This is a genomic window from Psychrobacillus sp. FSL H8-0510 (assembly GCF_038008345.1).
In the GTDB taxonomy this organism is placed as follows: domain Bacteria; phylum Bacillota; class Bacilli; order Bacillales_A; family Planococcaceae; genus Psychrobacillus; species Psychrobacillus psychrotolerans.
The window spans coordinates 515,110-533,842 of the sequence record NZ_JBBOYZ010000001.1 but is presented as its reverse complement, the minus strand read 5'-3'; the positions used below and the strand labels follow the sequence as shown (position 1 = coordinate 533,842).

The following is an 18,733-nucleotide window of genomic DNA, read 5'->3' as shown; positions in this document are numbered from 1 at the left end:
ATTTCTCCTTAAGTCTTTGAATTCGTTAACATACTATAATATTTGCCTTTCTTTTGCAACAACTCATCTTGAGTACCCGACTCGATTAGTTTTCCAGCTTCCATCACGAATATTAAATCAGCTTGGCGTATCGTATTTAGTCGATGGGCTATTACAAAACTCGTTCTTCCCTCCATTAGTCGTTCAAGTGCCTCTTGGATTTTCATCTCGGTCACAGTATCTATACTCGATGTTGCTTCATCTAATAAAAGTATTGCTGGATCTGCAATTAGCGCTCGTGCAATGGATAATAACTGCTTTTGACCTTGACTAATTTCGCCACCATCAGCTGATAAAATGGTGTCATAGCCATTTGGTAGTTTCATGATGAAATCATGTGCATTCGCTTCTTTAGCAGCGTGTAACACTTCTTCATCCGTAGCATTTAATTTGCCATATCTAATATTTTCTCTTACCGTCATTTCGAACAAAAACGGATCCTGTAAAACAAATGCCGTTTGACTTCGTAGTGTATGTCTAGGCAACTCATCGATAGAAATCCCGTCTACTAATATGCGTCCACCATTTACTTCATAAAAACGCGCTAGCAGCTGCATAATGGTCGTTTTTCCAGCTCCTGTTGCGCCAACTAATGCGGCAGTTTTCCCTGAATCCACATGAAAAGATACATTGGAAATAGTCGGAGACTCATCATCTTTGTTGTAATAAAACGTTACATCTTCAAATGTTACATTTCCTTTCAATACATAATCTGCATTGTCTAGAGCAGCGTCGTCTTCAATTGGCTCATCCATAATAGCAAAAACACGTTCCGCACCTGCAATTGCAGATAATACCGTATTGAATTGGTTAGCTAAATCATTTAATGGACGAGTAAATTGCCTTGAATACTCCGTAAAAATAACAATCTCTCCTATTGTCACATGCCCATAATAGGCTAATAACCCACCTACAGCAGCAACTAGTGTAAAACTTGTATTATTCAATAAGTTCATCACTTTTGGTATAAAACCGGAGTAAGTTAAAGCCCAAAATCCAGTTCTCTTTAAGCGTTCACTTTTAATAGCAAACTCTTCTAGCATTCTTCCTTCTTGTGAGAAGGCTTTTACAATTCGTTGACCAGAAATTGTTTCTTCAATCATTCCATTTAGTTCACCAACTGCTTTTTGCTGTTCCTTAAATAATTTTGAGGTACGCTTCGTTATCCATCTCATTGCAAAATACATAAAAGGCACAATGATAAGCGTCACTAAGGTCATAAGCGGACTCAATAAAAGCATGACAACTGTTGTCCCAACCAAAGTTAGAATACTTGAAAATACTTGGATAAAGGACGAATTTAAAGTTTGACTAACGTTTTCAATATCATTTGTCATACGACTCATTAGCTCGCCGTGCTGGCGTTTATCAAAAAAGGACACGGGGAGCTTCTGTAAATGTTCAAATAATCCTGTACGAAGTCTAAATATTGTTTGCTGAGAAATGCCGATCATCCAATAACTTTGCAAATAAGTAGCAATAGAGAAAAACAAGTAAACGAAAAGTAATACTCCAATTATTTTGGAAAGACCGACAAATATACTTTTGGAGATATGGTCATCCACAATTACTCCGATTAGATATGGTCCAACTAAAGCTAATGCCGAGCTGACAACTACCATCAGAAGAACGATGACTAATAGAAAACGTTGTTCGTCTACTAAATTCCAAATCCCCTTTAAAACACCCTTCCAATCGGAAGCTTTATCCACCTTCTTTTTATGGTCTTTCTGTAAATCTTCTTTAGTAATAATAGGCTCATAGCCGAAAGGTTTACGAATGAAGTTCATCATGTTCGCCCCCCTCTTGTTGTGATTCCGCTATTGCTTTATAAAGAGTGGAGTCCTTCATCAACTCATCATGAGTTCCATAAGCAGATACCTGGCCCTCTTCTAATAGTAAAATATGATCTGCGCCCTTTGCAGTTCGGATTTTCTGGGTAATAACAAGCATCGTTGCATTTTCTTCTTCAAGAGCTTCCCACAACGCATTTTCTGTTGAAACATCTAATGCACTTGTACTATCATCTAATAATAATATTTCTGGTTTCCTTACGAGTGCACGTGCAATGGATAATCTCTGTTTCTGACCTCCAGAGAGATTGACTCCCTTTTGCCCTACTCTCGTATTATATTGGTCTGGGAATTGTTCGATAGATTCATGAATTTGCGCTTGGTTAGCTGCTTCTCTCAGCAACTCTTCCGTCGCTGCCTGATCTCCCCAACCAATATTTTCTTCTATACTTCCCGTAAAAAGAATAGATTGTTGAGGAACAAGTCCAATTATCTTTCTTAACTCTTTAAGTGGCCATTCTTTAACATCGATTCCGTCTATTAATATAGTTCCTTCTGTTGTATCGAAAAACCTCGGGATTAAATTGAGAAGCGTTGATTTTCCAGAACCAGTAGCTCCCATAATCGCAAGCTTGGATCCTGGTTGCACTTTAAAGGAGACGCCTTTTAATACAGGTAAATCTGTCGTTGGGTAATGAAATGACACATGCTGAAACTCAATTTCTCCTATTCCCGGAGTCGTCCCTTCTGAGTCTTCATTAATAATTTCAATGCCCTCCTCGACCTTGAGCACTTCCTCCATCCGTTCCGATGATGCTTTTGCTCTAGAGAAGAAAATAATAATGAAAGCAAACATAGAAAAGGCACCTGTCATACGCATCGCATAGTTAATAATAGCTACTAGCTCCCCTAATTCCACGTCACCCGTTTGAATTTCTTTTGCTCCAAACCATAATACTGCCAATAAGCTGACATTCATTACAAAGAGCAATACAGGCAGTATTAACTCCATGATACGGAATGCTTTAACATTATCCACTTTTAAGTTATCTGCAACAGATGCAAAACGACTTGACTCAAAATTACCACGCAAATATGCTTTTATTAAACGTACCGCCTGTAAATTTTCTTGTATTTTCCTTGTGACCAGGTCTACCCTTTTTTGAACTTTACTAAATAATTTTAAGCCATTCCTACTCATTATGTATAAGAATACAACTAAAAATGGAGCACCTATTACTAAGAACATAGCCAAGTATGGATCCACTATAAAGGACATAATAATACTTCCCACGACTAGTAAAGGCGCTCGAAGCATAATACGTAATCCCATAAAAATTAAATTTTGTGTAATTGTCACATCAGTAGTTAAACGTGTGATTAAACTAGCTGTTGGAAACTTTAAAAAAGTAGCCATTGTAAAGGCTTGCACTTTTTTAAATAATGCCTGACGTATATCAAACCCATAACTTTGCACAATATGGGAAGCGATATATGTATTAATAATTCCTGCTAAGAATGCCAAAAAAGATATCCCGAGCATGATACTTCCCCAAAGAATAATAGCTTGCTGGTCCTCAGCCAAAATACCATCATCAATAATAATAGCAATTAGCAATGGTTGAACAAGCTCTACGGAAAGCTCTACTAACATCAACACTAAAGCGACAATAACCAATATTTTATATGGAGATAAATAAGAAAGAATTGTCTTCAAAATTAAAACACCCCTAGATTCTTCGATACTCGAATTAATTCTTGTAAAACCTATTATGCCATAAACTCTTCTGAAGACATAGAAAAAGATGACTTAATATTTTGAAAGTCATCCTTTACTTTTACGCATCCATTTAATTTCTCCTGCAATAGAGAGCCAGGTGACAAATAGAAGCATAATAATTACTCCAATATATTGCCATGATCCAAGTATTTGTCCAAACCAGAATACCGATATAATCATCGCGGTTAATGGCTCAATGCTAGAAAGTATACTTGTTTCCACTGCTGTTATGTATTTCATACTCGACAAAAACAAGATAAACGCAATGGTTCCTATTAATATAATAATTACGACGATCAAGTTTATAGGAAATACAGTAAGATGAGTCCATTCATCTGATTTCCATACTTGGGTAACTCCTGCTAGCACTACCCCTCCTACTAACATTCCCCAACCTACAATAAGAAGAACTCCCCACTCTTTCATTAATCGAGCGGGATAGACGGTATAAATGGAAAAAGCTACACCTACCGCTAAGCCCCAAAGTAAAGCTTCTTTACTTATTAATAATACCTTCACATTTGCATTCGTTAACAACAAAAACAAACCAATTAGCGTGCCGATAATACCTATAATCTGATATTTAGGTGGAAATATTTTGTTCTTCCAAGATAAAAATAAAATGATATAGACAGGTCCTAGAAACTGAAGAAGTGTAGCGATTGATGCATTACTTGCTTCAATTGCAGCAACAAATGTATATTGAACACCTAACATTCCTAGCACGCTGAAAACAACTAATTGTTTAAGCCAACTAATATCTGTCCATATCAGAAATATTTGCTTACCAGTTATGGCGAGAAAAAATAGTATGCATAAACCGGCCGTTATTAAGCGGACCGTCAAAAAAAAGGAAACGGACAAATTTGTATTATTTAATATCCATTCCATCATGGGTCCGGTTGCCCCCCATAGTATAGACCCAAGAATTATAAGCAGTATACCTTTGGACCTTGTAAAATCATTTTTTATCAATTAAACACACCACTTTCGAAAGTACTTTTTACCCACCTGTTTATAAATAAATGAATATATGGTATTATACTAATGACTTTTAGAAACGAAATAAAAAAATATTAGACTATTTAAGGAGGCCCTGTATATGTTTCTCAAGGAAGAATCTTTAGACCTAGGCAACACCTTTTTTAAACATTTGCCGACACCGAGTTTTATGACGGACAACAAAGGCAAGATCGTCTGGTGTAGCCAAGAAGCAGTAAAACAATTAGGTTACTCTATTAATGATCTACAAGACATGGATGTACCATTTTTTACAGACTATACACAAGGTCACATAACTGCAAATTGGGAAACTATTTTACAAACAGAGGATCCCTTTGAGATTAGTCCTGTAGTTCTATATTCAAAAGATAGAATAGCTATAAAAACTTCCATCGTAGCAAAGTCTTTTTCATGGCAAGACACGCGCTATGTATTATTTCAGATTAAAACAGATACAAAGGATCTCATGGAAGCATCTTCTTTTCATGAGCTTCAACTCATAAAAAAAGGATTGTCTAATTCCTACATGATCGTCTATATAGATCCCGAGGGACTAATCATGCATGCGAATGATAAGTTTTTGAAAAAGAGTGCCTGGACTCCTAAACGAATTGTCGGAAAATCATTTTGGCAGTTACTCCCGGACACCCCTGAACATATGGCAATTGGAAACCAAATAATTACGCGTCTTCGAGATGGAAAAGTATTTCAAGGATCCGTGGAGAAAATCACAAAAGACGGAACTACTTTTTGGGTGAATTTACTCGCTATTCCAGTCCACAATACTCAAAATAATACTCCTTACTTTTTATTATTGGAAGATGAAATAACAGAAAAAAAATTAATGCAGACTAAACTTGAACAAATAGCTTATGTAGATACAGAAACAGGTTTGCTAAGCAGACATCGTCTAGAAGAAGTAGTAAATGAATATATTAATGAAAAAAAATCATTTTCTTTTGTGTTCATTGGCATTGATCAATTTTATACGTTAAAAGAAATTTTTAATGATCAAACAGAAACAAAAATGTTAAATGAGTTCACTAAACGATTAAAAATTTACTTTGAAGATTCTATTATAGCAAGATCCGGTAGAGATGATTTTGCAATAGTCACTCCTTTAAGTGACTGGTATATCCAAGGATTTGCCAATTATTTAAAGCAAAATCCAATCTATTTAGACAGCAAAATAATCCCGATTACTGTTAGTGGAGCAATTACAAGGTATCCGGAAGATCAGCAATCTTACCTCCATTTGTTAAAAGCAACTACTAATACAATTCAAAAGGTTAAATTAGAGGGAGGCAGTATGATTGCGACTCTTTCCAAATCTGACCATTCAAAACTTTCTCGTAAGGTTCAAATTGAAAAGCGATTATTAGAAGCATTGAATCATCGTGATTTACACGTCATGTTCTTGCCTCAACAAGATGTCAAAACTGGAGCAATAACTTCTGTAGAGGCATTAGTTAGATGGGAAGATAGTGTACTGGGAACGGTCTCACCAGAGGAACTAATTCCTATCGCTGAGGAAACAGGATTGATCAATGAGATTGGTCAGTTTATGTTAGAAAAGTCTTGTGAGCAAGCTGCTATTTGGGCTCAAAAAGGAATGCCTATCAAAGTGAGCTTTAACTCTTCTATTCGCGAATTTAGAGATAAAAATATGGTAAAGACCATTCGAAAAGTACTTGAAAAGTACAAATGTTCTCCAGAACTTATCCAAATCGAGTTTACTGAAAAATTTGCACTCGAAGCAGAGGCAGAAAAAGCAATTGTTCAGCAAATACAGAAGCTGCAGCAAGATGGAATCGTCTTTGTGTTAGATGACTTCGGAACAGGCTATGCTTCTTTACGATACTTGCAAATGTTACCAATTGGGAAGTTGAAGATAGACAAATCTTTCATAAATTCTGTAACTAAACAAGAAAAACTCGAGAAGCTTGTTCAAGGTTTGGTGCAATTTGGCCAATCATTAGACCTTCAAGTGGTCGCGGAAGGTGTTGAAAGTGCCGAACAGTTTGCTCTACTTAAACGAGTCGGCTGTGACGCAGTCCAAGGCTATTACATTAGCCCGCCAATTTCCGCAGAAGAAGTAGAAAAAATGCTATAAAATAGGAAACATTTAAAGAGTCTGTCCCCAGGGCAGACTTTTTTTACATTATTTTTTAGGTAACTTACTTGCGGTAGCTGAGCATTTACTCGCTGTATTCATTCGGTTACTCGCTTTCGTTCTTCGATTACCAGCGCTCATTGGTGATATACTCGCGGACTTGAAAATTTAAAAACCGCGGGCAAAGACAAAGTCTCTTTGCTCACGGTTTTGTTTTTAATCTTAGAATTGCTTTCGTCCAAAGCTGTGTAATAATTTCAGCAAATACTAAGCCCATTGCAATCGAACCTGAAATCAGTAAAGCTAGAGAAGCAAATTCAAGAGCTAATGCATAATCTTTTTCCACAACACTTCTCATGGCATTATAAGCCGTGCCTCCAGGGACTAATGGAATGATTCCTGCAACACTAAAAATAATCATCGGCATTTTAAATTTTTTGGACATTATATGGGATACGAATGCAACGGTGAAGGCTCCTGCAAACGATGCACTCACCTGATCCTGATTTAACGAGTTCACATACATATAAACAATCCAACCGGTCATCCCCACTACTCCACAGTAAAACAGCGATTTCTTAGGTGCGTTAAATACTACTCCAAACGCTGCGGCTGCGATAAAACTTAAAATACCTTGAACTACATATATCAATTTGAATCCTCCCTACAGTGATAGTACTAGCGCGACTCCGGCTCCAATTGCAAACGCTGTGAGGAAAGCTTCTGCTCCCTTGGATAGACCTGATACAAAACTACCAGCCATTAAATCGCGGACTGCATTGGTGATGAGTAGACCTGGAACAAGTGGCATAACAGAACCAATAATGATGGTATCTATTTCACTTCCCAAACCAATGGCAACTGAAATGGTTGCAATGACAGTAACCACAAACGCCGCAAAAAATTCCGCAAAAAATTTAACCCTCGTCCTTATCTCTAACCGATCTGCTATTGCATAACCAATTCCTCCTGCAAGTAAAGCAGTAGGTACATCTATTAGTTTTCCGGAAAATAATAAAAGAAATGCACCTGAAGCAATTGCCGCTGCAACTATTTGAATCCAAAATGGATAGGTTTTATGTTCATCTTCAATCTGTTTAAGCTCGCTATATGCCTCTTCAATTGTAATGTCTCTAAAAGCTAATTTTCTAGATACATTATTAACGGAGGCGATTTTACCTAAATCCGTCGTTCTAGCATTTATTCGTACTAATCTTGTTGGAAGGTTTTTATTCCCACTAAAAATGATCCCTGTTGGAGTGACAAAGCTTTGAGATTGCGTAAGTTCCTGTGAAATAGCCATGCGGTCCATCGTATCTTCTGCTCGATACGTTTCAGCACCACTTTCCATCATTAACCGTCCTGCAAGTAAACAGCTCTCCACTACCAATTCATAATCTGTATCCAATAAGGAACACCTTCTTTCTTCCATTTAAGCTAATCTTATAGAACCAACTATAAAAAAACAAATACTGATGAAACCTTTACTTTATAAAAAAACAAAGAAAGTGACTAAAATAGCCACTTTCAGACTTAATATTTTTCTAATATAGTTTATCAATATATATTCATATTATAACTTTTAAATTCATCCGTAGCAAATAGAGGCAATTATTATCATTGTTCCTCGCGAAAATCACGCTTAGTGTTATAAATTATATAATAAATTAACTCCTATCACTTAGCGGGCTAGTTAGAAGTACTGGGTTATATTAAAGTTAAACTCTTGCCGAATAGATTCTTCGGGAGCTTTTGTTTATGGTCATGCTGCTACTAAAGCTTTATTCGTCAAATGGCCACTTCGGCAGCATATTGCTTAGCGTTTTGTCTTCTCGGTAACCGAGGACGTACTCTGCTTGCATAATTGTATGAATCTCTCGCGTTCCTTCATAAATAACTGGAGCCTTAGAATTTCTCAAATATCGAGCTACTGGATATTCATCGGAGTATCCATATGCCCCATGTATTTGCACCGCATCATCTGCTGCCTTATTAGCAAAATCGCATGCCTGCCATTTTGCTAGAGATGTTTCTCTTGTGTTGCGCACACCTTTGTTTTTTAGTTCGCCTACACGGTATACGAGAAGGCGACTCATTTGAAGTCCGGCCTCCATCTTAGCAATCATCTGTTGAACAAGCTGATGTCTGCCAATCTCTTTTCCGAACGTTTGACGTTCTTTGCTATACTTCACACTTGCTTCCAAACAAGCTATTGAAAGTCCAACAGCTCCTGCTGCTACTGTGAATCGACCATTATCTAGGGCTGACATGGCAATCTTAAATCCTTCTCCCTCTTTCCCAAGAAGATTTTCTTTTGGCACCCGCATATTGTCAAAAAATAGCTCTCCTGTATTCCCTGACTTAATACCATACTTACCTTTAATCGCTTTAGATGAGAATCCGTCCAGTGTACGCTCCACGATAAACGCACTAATACCATGGTGCTTTTTAGATTTATCGGTATAAGCAAAAACAATAAAATGATCAGCCACATCACAAAGAGAAATCCATGTCTTTTGGCCATTTAATATATAGTCGTCACCATCAAGTACTGCTACTGTAGACATCGAAGCTACATCTGAACCTGCACCTGGTTCTGTTAAACTAAACGCTCCAATTTTTTCACCATTTGCTTGTGGCAACAAATATTTTATCTTCTGCTCTTCTGTTGCCCATTGCATTAAGGTCATGGAATTTAAACCGGTATGAACTGAAACTGCCGTCCTAAAAGCCGTATCTCCGCGCTCCAATTCCTCACAAACAATAGCAAGTGAATTATAATCCATTCCACTGCCACCATATTTTTCAGGTATACAAACACCCATCAATCCAAGGTCTGCGAGTCTTTTCCAAATGGCAGGATCAAATGCACCGTCTAATTCCCATTTTGACATATGAGGAATTATTTCATGATCTACAAACTGCCGAACTGTTTTGCGCAACAGTACTTGTTCCTCTGAGAAGTCAAAGTTCATCTTTACTCACCTCTAGTACTAGATTCTTTTATTTCTACGCCTCTTGCTGCCATCTCTCTTATATATAATTCACCAGGAACGATTAATTCAGGTGGATATACTCCCCGATTTTTGATGACGTTGTTACCAATCATTTGCGCAACAATGGAAATCGTATTTGCTGTAGCTCTAGCCATTGCTGTTTCACCTGAAAGGGAGTCTTTTTTGGTCGCCAGTTCGTAAGTGAAGCTTGTAGGCATCCCATCTTTTAAACCTTCTACAATTACCCGCAGCAATACTGCATCCTCTTTATCCCCGAGTAATAATTGAGGTGTTAGGACTTCCTTTAATACATCTCGCGCCTTTACCATATTGCCATTCACATTAACAACTGTATTTTTGTTTGTTAGCCCTAAGTCTACGAGCAGTTTGAATTTTTCTGCATGTCCTTTATATCGAATCGTTTTGTATTCAAGTGTATCCACATTCGGAAAAGATTTAGGTAGAGTTGAAGTCCCACCTGCTGTATGAAATGCCTCCAGTTCACGATATCCTTCAAAAGTAATAGGTTCTACTTCTGAAAGTGAAGGAATTTCCTGAAGTTTCCCTTCTCTCACGACATGTGAAGCATCTGTGTAATGATCAAAGACCCCTTCCAATGAAAAAACAATATTGTAACCAAAAATCCCCTCTGGTTCAACTGGTATTCCACCGACATATAAACGAATAGCATTCACTTCATCAAGTTTGGAAGCTCCGTATCCAGCCAATATATTAATCATTCCAGGAGCAACACCTAAATCCGGAATTAGAGTAATCCCCTTAGTTTTAGCTTTTTCATGAAGCATTAATACGTGATCCGTTGCTCCACCAATATGTCCTCCCAGATCAATAGAATGGATTCCCTCTTCTATAGCAAGCCGAGCTATTTTTTCGTTAAATGTATAAAATAATGCATTAATAATTACATCCGCTTCTCTCATGATTTTGCGTATGCTATCATCCTCGTTAGCATCTAGTCTTAAAACTTCAATCTTGGAGTTTTGCAATCTTTCCTTAAACATCTTCGCTTGACCTACATCTAGATCACATAAAAGAACCTTATCCACGTTTGGGCTTAACACTAAATCACGAGCTGCTTCTTTCCCCATTAACCCTGCACCTAATACAGCAACTATCATATAATTTTCCCCCTATTATTCTGTGTCTATTTGTGCGCGTTGTAATTTCCCACTGTAGTCGATATATATGCTCTTCCATTCTGTATACACATCTAATGCTGCTACCCCTGAATCGCGATGTCCGTTTCCAGTCCCTTTTGTTCCTCCAAAAGGCAGGTGAATTTCTGCGCCTGTTGTACCTGCGTTAATATATACAATTCCAGTATCTAAATCACGCTGTGCACGGAATACTTTGTTGACATCATTCGAATAAATTGAGCTGGATAATCCAAATTTCACTCCATTATTTACTTCAATCGCTTCTTCTAGAGAACCTACTTCTATCAAGGAAACAACCGGACCAAAAATCTCCTCCTGCGCTATTCGCATATTTGGCTTCACGTTTGTAAATAACGTAGGGGCATAATAATTTCCTTTTGCCAACATACCCTCACTTAATATTTCCCCTCCAGTTAGGAGAGTTGCCCCTTCATCTTGTCCAATTTTTATATAGGAATGGATTTTTTCCAGAGCATTTTTATTAATAACTGGACCAATTTTCACCGTTTCATCTAGTCCATCGCCAATCGTTAGTTTTTCCATTTGTTCTAGGAGCATTTTTTCTAAGTCTTCTTTTACATCTTTATGCACAATAACTCGGCTACATGCTGTACATCTTTGTCCCGCTGTTCCAAAGGCACTCCATAAAATACCTTCCACTGCTAATGGTAGGTCTGCATCCTCCATGACGATTACTGCATTCTTTCCACCCATTTCAAGAGAAACTTTCTTTAAGTGACGACCACCAAGCTCGGCTACCTTACTCCCTGTTTCTGTAGAACCAGTAAACGAGATAACCTTTACATCTGGATGTTCGATCATAGCTGTCCCAACTTGAGAACCTGACCCAAAAACGACATTAGCCACTCCAGGTGGAAGTCCGGCTTCCTCAAAGATTTTAGCCATTTCATATGCCATCATCGGAGTTTCCGTTGCCGGTTTCCAAATAAATGCATTTCCTGCCACTATAGCGGGAAAGGATTTCCACGTAGCAATTGCCACCGGAAAATTCCATGGTGTAATGAGCCCCACTACTCCAATAGGTGAACGGACACTCATCGCAAACTTGTCTGCCAATTCCGATGGGGTTGTTTCTCCAAATAATCGGCGCCCTTCTCCTGCCATGTAAAACGCCATATCAATGCCTTCCTGAACTTCTCCGCGTCCCTCTTCAATTACTTTTCCCATTTCTTTTGTTAACACTTGAGCAAGGTGCTCTTTCTTTTCTTTCATTATCCTACCAATTTCATATAAATAATCTGCACGTTTAGGTGCAGGAACGAGTGCCCATTTTTTTTGTGCTTTTACTGCTGCTTCTACCGCAAGATTTACATCTTCTTCCGTAGATAGCCTCACCTCTGATAGCTGTTCACCATTTGCAGGATTTACCACTGGTGTATAATCTGCACCCTCGGAGTCTTGCCAATTGCCATTAATAAAGTTAGTTAATTTCATTTTATTCCCTCTTTTCACTTTTAAATGTAAACGCTTCCATTATTCATATATTCTATAAAATTTCATAAATCCCTTTAAAAATCTTTGGATATTTCGAATGAAACTTTTTCACCCTGCTTTCGTATAAATGGTAGAGAAAAATTTAAGGAGGAATTTGTTCATGAATAATCATGAAATTGACTACAAATTATACGGTGATGATATGCAATTTGTTGAAATCGAATTAGATCCCAAGGAAACTGTTGTTGCCGAAGCAGGAAGTTTAATGATGATGGAAGACGGTATTTCAATGGAAACTATTTTCGGCGATGGCTCATCGGGTTCTGCTGGTAGCGGCGGTGGTCTTATGGGCAAATTAATGGGTGCAGGTAAGCGTATGCTTACAGGAGAGAGTTTATTCATGACAACTTTCACTAATACAGGTAGCGGAAAAAGACACGTCTACTTTGCATCACCTTACCCAGGTAAAATTATTCCATTGGATTTAAGCCAATACCGTGGCAAAATTATTTGTCAAAAGGATGCTTTCTTAGCAGCAGCAAAAGGGGTTACGATTGGCATCGAATTTCAGCGTAAGTTAGGAGCAGGCTTTTTTGGTGGTGAAGGTTTCATCATGCAAAAACTAGAAGGTGATGGCCTCGCTTTCGTTCATGCTGGTGGGGCAATTCATAGAAAGTCTCTTCAGCAAGGAGAAGTTTTACGCGTAGATACTGGGTGTCTCGTAGCAATGACTGCGGACGTTGACTACAATATTGAAATGGTAAAAGGAGTTAAAACAGCCTTATTTGGTGGAGAGGGATTATTCTTCGCTACTCTTCGTGGTCCAGGTACCGTATGGATCCAGTCACTTCCATTTAGTAGATTGGCTAGTAAAGTATTTGCAGCAGCTCCCCAAACACCTGGTGGTGGTTCAAAAGGTGAAGGTAGTATAACTGGTGGATTATTTGACCTGCTAGGTGGGAAATAAATCGGAATCCTTGAGAATGGCTTGCTTTTTAAGCCATTCTTTTTTTTTATGAAATTATAATATTTTATACCTTGAACTAAGTGCCCCAAGTATTTTGAACAATATAATAACCCTGATTTCTGTTTCAAGTGACGCTTTCCACATTAATCATTAAAAAATGTATTTCTCAACAAGAGGATTTTGTAATGTAATTTATTGAACTGTACTTTTACTCCAATTATCGGGAGAGAATTCCTTAAATACGGACCAAAAGTCCATATTACAGCAGTTATCCGTTACATGCTCTATGTTACAATAATGACAGATACAGCAACTTGGATGTTTAACTTAACACATATAATTTGGAAGCTAGGTGTAGGTATGGTTCTAGCTTCAACCAATATATAAAAGGAGGAGATGTAAACAATGGAAAATCAATATAATAGTATTATAGTAGCGGTAGATGGTTCAAAAGAGGCTGAATATGCATTCCGCAAATCGATTGATATTGCATATCGAAATGAAGGAGCGCAATTACATATCGTAAACATTATTGATACGCGTTATTTTGGAGCTTTTGATCAAGAAGTTGCGGAGGAAGTTAAAGAACAATCTCGGGAAATCTTAGATCGCTATAAGGCTCGCTCTATAGCGGCTCGTGTTGAAAATGTAAATGTCATTATTGAATATGGTTCACCTAAAACAGTAATAACAAAAGAGATTGCTAAATCAGTGGAGGCAGATTTAATTATTTGCGGTGCTACTGGTCATACGCCAGTAGAACGCTATTTAATTGGTTCGGTATCTGAAGCAATCGTGCGTTCAGCTAAATGTGATGTATTAGTCATTCGTACACCTGGTTCAACAATATAAAAAAAGCGTCCAGACTTTCAAAAGTCTGGACGCTTTTTTTATAGGATTAACTTATTCACCTTTTAGGGAACCGACATTGGAGGATTACTTAAAAAAGTAGAGAAGCTACGTGACTGTATCTCGTAGCTTCTCCTGATTCATTTACCCTATTACAGAAAGCTTCATCCGATGTGTAAGTGCAATGTCCATGTACCTTACTTTACCTAGATACTTTGTGTATTTGTTTGAACTAATGCTTTTCTATCTTGAGCTTCATGCATTTTAACCATTACAAAACGTGCAATCGGTTGAATAACCAAACTTTCTAAGAATAGAGCTATTAAAAAGTTACGTGGCCAAATTTGGATAAAGTTAGTAAAGATATCAGTTGTAAATCCATTCCCCATGATATCGCCAACAATAGTCATTGTAAATGACATACCTAAAACTGTGAACAGTGTACGGAACATAATACGAGCAGCAAAACCGTCTGTTGGTGAAATAAATTTAGATGCTAAAAATTCAGCAAAACGACCGATAGCTAACGGTTCTATAATCATCACAATAACCCAAATAATAGGCAACAGGATTAACATATCCATTGCAACCTCACTGTTAAATCCTCCAGCTGCAAGAATTATGTTGATTGATCCTATAAATAGTACTGATAATGTACAAATGATTGCGCCAAATATTGCGCCTTCTTTACCATTCTTTGGTAGTCTTTTATCTTGATGCATATCTTACTTATCTTCCTTTCAAAAAGCTTATTTAGACCTTGGCAATTAATATGAAGCAAAACAGTCGATTTTTATAATAGAGGATAACGTTATAGAGAGAAAAAACTCTTTGAAGTGTCCATAATTTTTTCATTTAAATCCTATATGCAAACCATGTTAATATGGGTTTTCGCTTGGATTAAAGCTAGTCCACAGATTCCTGAGTGCATTATTAAAAGCTGTTTCATTAAACAGCCGACAATTCCTACAATATTACAGAGTTACTGTACTCTTTTTATATATTGGATTTCCTTTTCAGAAATTCTTTAATAAAGTTGGTAATAGTTTTGAAATTTTTATTAAGGGATTAGTTGATTGCTGAGTTAAACACAGCATCATTGCTCCTTCAATTGAAGCAGTCAATAATAATGAAATGGCAGTAGCCTTTTCAACCGAAAAACCATCCGCTAATAGTTTAATATAATAAATTTGCTCTATATTTTCATACAAATCACTACAAGCGGTTCGGACAGGCTCACTCATTGTCGCCATCTCACTAACGATACTGCTAAATGTATAGCCAGTGATGGTCCCATCCTTTTCAAAACTACGAATTAATTTATCAATCATGGAAACTATGGCATCTTCAGTCGAAGGATGCTTACTGAAAATCACTTTAATATCTGTTGTAATATCTTCTTTTAAAGCATGTAAACAAGTTATTAAGAGTTCGTCTTTGCCATTTGGAAAGTGGTGGTAAAGGGCCCCTTTTGTAACGTTACATGCTTTTAAAATTTCTGTTAGTCCTACAGTTTTGTAGCCTTTTTGTTGAAACAGTGTTGTAGCAGTTTCAATTATGAGTGATTTAGTATCCATATCTGAATTTCCTCCTAACATACCGACGGGTCTGTTTGTTAGTATAACAAATTTTTAACAACATTCTAGTATTTTGTTTATTTAAATAAATAGCAAAGCACCCAATACACCCTCGATTGTTTATCTCCCTTTCCTAAACCTTCATATAATATTACGAGGAGCATTATGCCTTATGTTCCTACAATACAAGATGGGAGGTGGATACGATGGAGTCTTCTACAGGATTATGGGTTGGTTTGTTAGGCATCGTTTTAGGGGTGCTAGGTTTCTTTTATGCTCCGCTTTGGCTAGGTGCTGGAGCAGTTCTTTTGGGGCTAGTAGCTTTAGCTTATTCTCACAAGTTAATAGTAGGTTGGATATCATTAATACTCGGTGTAATTGTTTTAATATGGACATTTTTGTTATGATGTTGAACAAAATGCATCTTGTTAAAAACACATCTACGTGTTAAGCTTATTTAAATTCAAAATTGTGATAATTTAATATATTTTTCTTATCCAGAGAGACGGAGGGATTGGCCCGTAGATGTCTCAGCAACCAGCCACGTTTAGGTATGGTGCTAATTCCAAATAGACGTTTGACGTCTTGAAGATAAGAAGACAAACTTCAATATTACTTGAGGATTCTCTTCTTATTAGAGAATCCTCTTTTTTTATTTTAATTGTAAAGGATGAGCATCTAATGTCAAAGAACAGTATCGATACACAGTTAGTTCAATTGGGCAACCATAGTGATGAGAAAACTGGTGCGGTAAATCCCCCTATTTATCTTTCAACAGCTTACAAACATAATGGGATCGGGCAGTCAACAGGATATGACTACACACGAACTAAAAACCCAACTCGCGCTATTTTAGAAGATGGAATTGCAAAGTTAGAAGATGGAGATGCTGGCTTTGCCTGTAGTTCTGGCATGGCCGCTATACAATTGGTTTTGTCCCTTTTTCGCTCAGGGGATGAATTAATTGCGCCTGATGATTTATATGGTGGAACCTACCGGTTATTTAACCAGTATGCAGATTCTTATAATATTCGTACCACTTATGCAAAGTTTGAATCAGCTGAAGAAGTAACAGCATTGATAACCAAAAATACAAAAGCTTTATTTATTGAAACCCCAACAAACCCCTTGATGTTGGAAATTGATATCCAACTATTTGCTGAGGTTGCAAAAGAGCATAATCTACTTTTAATCGTAGACAATACATTCCTTACTCCTTACTTACAGCGACCTATTGAAATGGGTGCTGATATTGTCATTCATAGTGGTACCAAATATATTGGTGGACATAATGACGTTCTTGCGGGACTTGTCGTCTCGAAGGGTGCGGAACTTAGTGAACAGCTGCAAACTAATCATAATGCAGCAGGAGCCGTCCTTTCTCCTTTCGATTCTTGGTTACTCATAAGAGGATTAAAGACGCTTCATCTACGTATGAAGCAACATGATTTAAACGCTAAAAGAATTGCAGAGTTTTTAAAGCAAGAGCCTGCAGTTAAAGATGTATTATATCCTGGGGTTGGTGGGATGTTATCCTTCCGTTTACATAAAAGCGAGGGGGTTGCCCCTTTCCTAGAGAATTTGAAATTAATTGTATTTGCAGAGAGTCTTGGCGGTGTGGAAAGCTTTATCACTTATCCTGCTACACAAACACATGCGGATATACCGGAGATGGAACGAATTGCACGAGGGGTTGATAATAGTCTCCTTCGTTTTTCGGTGGGAATTGAAGAGGTCGAAGATTTAATAACAGATTTACAACAAGTATTTAATACTTTAGAAAGTGAGGGTTTAAAATGAGTGATTTCAAAGAGTCATTGGAAACTAGTCTAGTCGTCGCCTCTACTCGTGGAAATTCAGAAATAATAACGGGAGCTGTCAATGTTCCTATTTATTTATCCTCCACCTTTCATCAAGAAAGCTTTGATAATTTCGGCCCTTATGACTATAGTCGATCGGGAAACCCTACAAGAGAAGCACTTGAAAAAACCATTGCGGAACTAGAGGGAGGAACTAGAGGACTTGCATTTGCTTCGGGAATTGCAGCTATTTCTTCTGCTTTTATGCTTTTGTCTTCTGGCGATCATATCGTTATTACAGAAGATGTATACGGCGGTACCTTTCGCTTTGTTACCGAAGTATTGCCTCGTTTTGGGATTGAGCACAGCTTTGCAGATTTTACTGACATCGATGCAATTACAAGAGCAATACAACCCAATACAAAACTAATATACATTGAGACACCCTCGAACCCTTGCTTGGGTATCACTGATATTCATGCAGTAGTAGAGCTTGCAAAGTCCCATGACTGTTTAACCTTTTTAGACAATACATTTATGACACCATTATACCAACGTCCACTGGACTTGGGAGTAGATGTCGTTTTACATAGTGCCACAAAATTTTTATCCGGACATAGCGATGTTATTGCAGGACTTGCAGTTACAAAAGATGATGATTTAGGTAATCGTTTAGCATTTATCCAGAACTCATTCGGTGCTATTTTAGGTGCACAAGATTCATTTTCTCTCATACAAGGGATAAAAACACTAAGTGTACGATTTGAAAAATCTGCTGAAACTGCGAGAAAAATTGCCAACTATTTAAGTGGGCATGATTTAGTCGAAAAAGTCTATTTTCCTGGACTGTCCACTCATCCAGGATTTGATACACATAACAGACAGTCGAGTAGTGCCGGTGCAGTTCTTTCCTTCCGTTTACCAAATAGATCCATTGCTAAGTCATTCGTAGAAAATATTAGGATTCCTGTATTCGCAGTTAGTCTTGGCGGAGTAGAATCCATCCTCTCCCACCCTGCTCAAATGTCTCATGCAGCAATGCCTAAAGCCGAAAGAGAAAAGCGGGGCATAACAGATGGCCTTCTACGTTTTTCCGTTGGATTAGAGAATGTTGATGATTTAATAGCTGACTTTGAACAATCGTTAGAAATAGCATCCAAACAACAGGAGAAAGTAGGAATATAA

17 protein-coding genes and 1 riboswitch are annotated in these 18,733 nt (G+C 37.5%); of the genes, 7 read left to right on the top strand and 10 right to left on the bottom strand.

All coding sequences use genetic code 11. From position 1 onward, the window contains the following. Positions 1-8 precede the first annotated feature (8 nt). The 3 genes from MHI40_RS02640 to MHI40_RS02630 all read right to left on the bottom strand — a co-directional run bounded on the left by MHI40_RS02640 (position 9) and on the right by MHI40_RS02630 (position 4,584). Positions 9-1,829, bottom strand: a complete 1,821-nt coding sequence (locus tag MHI40_RS02640) for an ABC transporter ATP-binding protein (RefSeq protein ID WP_340764363.1) — start codon at positions 1,827-1,829, stop codon at positions 9-11. Beyond that, entirely contained in the window at positions 1,813-3,549 is a 1,737-nt protein-coding gene (locus MHI40_RS02635) for an ABC transporter ATP-binding protein (RefSeq protein WP_340761402.1), read from the bottom strand. The genes MHI40_RS02640 and MHI40_RS02635 overlap by 17 nt, the downstream gene beginning before the upstream one ends. A 108-nt stretch (positions 3,550-3,657) precedes the next feature. After that, on the bottom strand, positions 3,658-4,584 hold the full coding sequence (locus tag MHI40_RS02630; protein ID WP_281249744.1) for a DMT family transporter: 927 nt from the start codon (positions 4,582-4,584) through the stop codon (positions 3,658-3,660). A gap of 130 nt (positions 4,585-4,714) precedes the next feature. On the opposite strand from MHI40_RS02630, the gene MHI40_RS02625 reads away from it, so the two are divergent. After that, entirely contained in the window at positions 4,715-6,727 is a 2,013-nt protein-coding gene (locus MHI40_RS02625) for an EAL domain-containing protein (protein ID WP_093535937.1), read from the top strand. A gap of 202 nt (positions 6,728-6,929) precedes the next feature. Here MHI40_RS02625 and MHI40_RS02620 read toward each other — a convergent pair whose 3' ends face one another. The 5 genes from MHI40_RS02620 to MHI40_RS02600 all read right to left on the bottom strand — a co-directional run bounded on the left by MHI40_RS02620 (position 6,930) and on the right by MHI40_RS02600 (position 12,356). Then, entirely contained in the window at positions 6,930-7,379 is a 450-nt protein-coding gene (locus tag MHI40_RS02620) for a threonine/serine exporter family protein (RefSeq protein WP_093535939.1), read from the bottom strand. A 12-nt stretch (positions 7,380-7,391) separates the two neighbouring features. Continuing rightward, the gene (locus tag MHI40_RS02615) at positions 7,392-8,159 is read right to left on the bottom strand and encodes a threonine/serine exporter family protein (protein ID WP_340761401.1); all 768 of its coding nucleotides are present in this window, start codon (positions 8,157-8,159) and stop codon (positions 7,392-7,394) included. A 349-nt stretch (positions 8,160-8,508) separates the two neighbouring features. Next, positions 8,509-9,702: an acyl-CoA dehydrogenase family protein gene (locus MHI40_RS02610; RefSeq protein ID WP_340761400.1), complete on the bottom strand. Its 1,194-nt coding sequence runs from the start codon at positions 9,700-9,702 to the stop codon at positions 8,509-8,511. Between the two features lie 2 nt (positions 9,703-9,704). Next, a complete protein-coding gene (locus MHI40_RS02605) occupies positions 9,705-10,862 on the bottom strand; it encodes a saccharopine dehydrogenase family protein (protein WP_340761399.1) in 1,158 nt (385 codons plus the stop codon). A gap of 15 nt (positions 10,863-10,877) precedes the next feature. After that, positions 10,878-12,356, bottom strand: a complete 1,479-nt coding sequence (locus MHI40_RS02600) for an aldehyde dehydrogenase family protein (protein ID WP_340761398.1) — start codon at positions 12,354-12,356, stop codon at positions 10,878-10,880. Positions 12,357-12,516: 160 nt separating this feature from the next. On the opposite strand from MHI40_RS02600, the gene MHI40_RS02595 reads away from it, so the two are divergent. From MHI40_RS02595 to MHI40_RS02585, 3 genes are all read left to right on the top strand, one after another. Continuing rightward, on the top strand, positions 12,517-13,323 hold the full coding sequence (locus MHI40_RS02595; protein WP_093535949.1) for a TIGR00266 family protein: 807 nt from the start codon (positions 12,517-12,519) through the stop codon (positions 13,321-13,323). 195 nt (positions 13,324-13,518) lie between these two features. Beyond that, positions 13,519-13,710, top strand: a complete 192-nt coding sequence (locus MHI40_RS02590; protein WP_340761397.1) for a hypothetical protein — start codon at positions 13,519-13,521, stop codon at positions 13,708-13,710. A gap of 18 nt (positions 13,711-13,728) precedes the next feature. Beyond that, a complete protein-coding gene (locus MHI40_RS02585) occupies positions 13,729-14,175 on the top strand; it encodes a universal stress protein (RefSeq protein ID WP_340761396.1) in 447 nt (148 codons plus the stop codon). Between the two features lie 203 nt (positions 14,176-14,378). Here the strand turns inward: MHI40_RS02585 and MHI40_RS02580 are convergent, their stop codons facing one another. Continuing rightward, positions 14,379-14,894, bottom strand: a complete 516-nt coding sequence (locus MHI40_RS02580) for a DUF2798 domain-containing protein (protein WP_093535953.1) — start codon at positions 14,892-14,894, stop codon at positions 14,379-14,381. A 294-nt stretch (positions 14,895-15,188) separates the two neighbouring features. After that, entirely contained in the window at positions 15,189-15,749 is a 561-nt protein-coding gene (locus MHI40_RS02575; protein WP_093535955.1) for a TetR/AcrR family transcriptional regulator, read from the bottom strand. A 206-nt stretch (positions 15,750-15,955) separates the two neighbouring features. On the opposite strand from MHI40_RS02575, the gene MHI40_RS02570 reads away from it, so the two are divergent. The 3 genes from MHI40_RS02570 (at position 15,956) to metC (ending at position 18,733) form a co-directional block, all read left to right on the top strand. Next, entirely contained in the window at positions 15,956-16,156 is a 201-nt protein-coding gene (locus tag MHI40_RS02570) for a hypothetical protein (protein WP_093535957.1), read from the top strand. Between the two features lie 83 nt (positions 16,157-16,239). Further along, positions 16,240-16,347: riboswitch (SAM riboswitch) on the top strand. A gap of 83 nt (positions 16,348-16,430) precedes the next feature. Continuing rightward, a complete protein-coding gene (locus tag MHI40_RS02565; RefSeq protein WP_340761395.1) occupies positions 16,431-17,549 on the top strand; it encodes a methionine biosynthesis PLP-dependent protein in 1,119 nt (372 codons plus the stop codon). Further along, positions 17,546-18,733: a cystathionine beta-lyase gene (gene metC / locus MHI40_RS02560; protein WP_340761394.1), complete on the top strand. Its 1,188-nt coding sequence runs from the start codon at positions 17,546-17,548 to the stop codon at positions 18,731-18,733. The genes MHI40_RS02565 and metC overlap by 4 nt, the downstream gene beginning before the upstream one ends.

Excerpts from the sequence above, each read along its gene's own strand:
- MHI40_RS02595 (WP_093535949.1), top strand. The coding sequence starts at position 12,517 with ATGAATAATCATGAAATTGACTACAAATTATACGGTGATGATATGCAA.
- MHI40_RS02600 (WP_340761398.1), bottom strand. The coding sequence starts at position 12,356 with ATGAAATTAACTAACTTTATTAATGGCAATTGGCAAGACTCCGAGGGT.
- MHI40_RS02565 (WP_340761395.1), top strand. The coding sequence starts at position 16,431 with ATGTCAAAGAACAGTATCGATACACAGTTAGTTCAATTGGGCAACCAT.
- MHI40_RS02625 (WP_093535937.1), top strand. The coding sequence starts at position 4,715 with ATGTTTCTCAAGGAAGAATCTTTAGACCTAGGCAACACCTTTTTTAAA.
- MHI40_RS02610 (WP_340761400.1), bottom strand. The coding sequence starts at position 9,702 with ATGAACTTTGACTTCTCAGAGGAACAAGTACTGTTGCGCAAAACAGTT.
- MHI40_RS02570 (WP_093535957.1), top strand. The coding sequence starts at position 15,956 with ATGGAGTCTTCTACAGGATTATGGGTTGGTTTGTTAGGCATCGTTTTA.
- MHI40_RS02580 (WP_093535953.1), bottom strand. The coding sequence starts at position 14,894 with ATGCATCAAGATAAAAGACTACCAAAGAATGGTAAAGAAGGCGCAATA.
- MHI40_RS02575 (WP_093535955.1), bottom strand. The coding sequence starts at position 15,749 with ATGGATACTAAATCACTCATAATTGAAACTGCTACAACACTGTTTCAA.
- metC (WP_340761394.1), top strand. The coding sequence starts at position 17,546 with ATGAGTGATTTCAAAGAGTCATTGGAAACTAGTCTAGTCGTCGCCTCT.
- MHI40_RS02640 (WP_340764363.1), bottom strand. The coding sequence starts at position 1,829 with ATGAACTTCATTCGTAAACCTTTCGGCTATGAGCCTATTATTACTAAA.
- MHI40_RS02585 (WP_340761396.1), top strand. The coding sequence starts at position 13,729 with ATGGAAAATCAATATAATAGTATTATAGTAGCGGTAGATGGTTCAAAA.
- MHI40_RS02615 (WP_340761401.1), bottom strand. The coding sequence starts at position 8,159 with ATGGAAGAAAGAAGGTGTTCCTTATTGGATACAGATTATGAATTGGTA.
- MHI40_RS02605 (WP_340761399.1), bottom strand. The coding sequence starts at position 10,862 with ATGATAGTTGCTGTATTAGGTGCAGGGTTAATGGGGAAAGAAGCAGCT.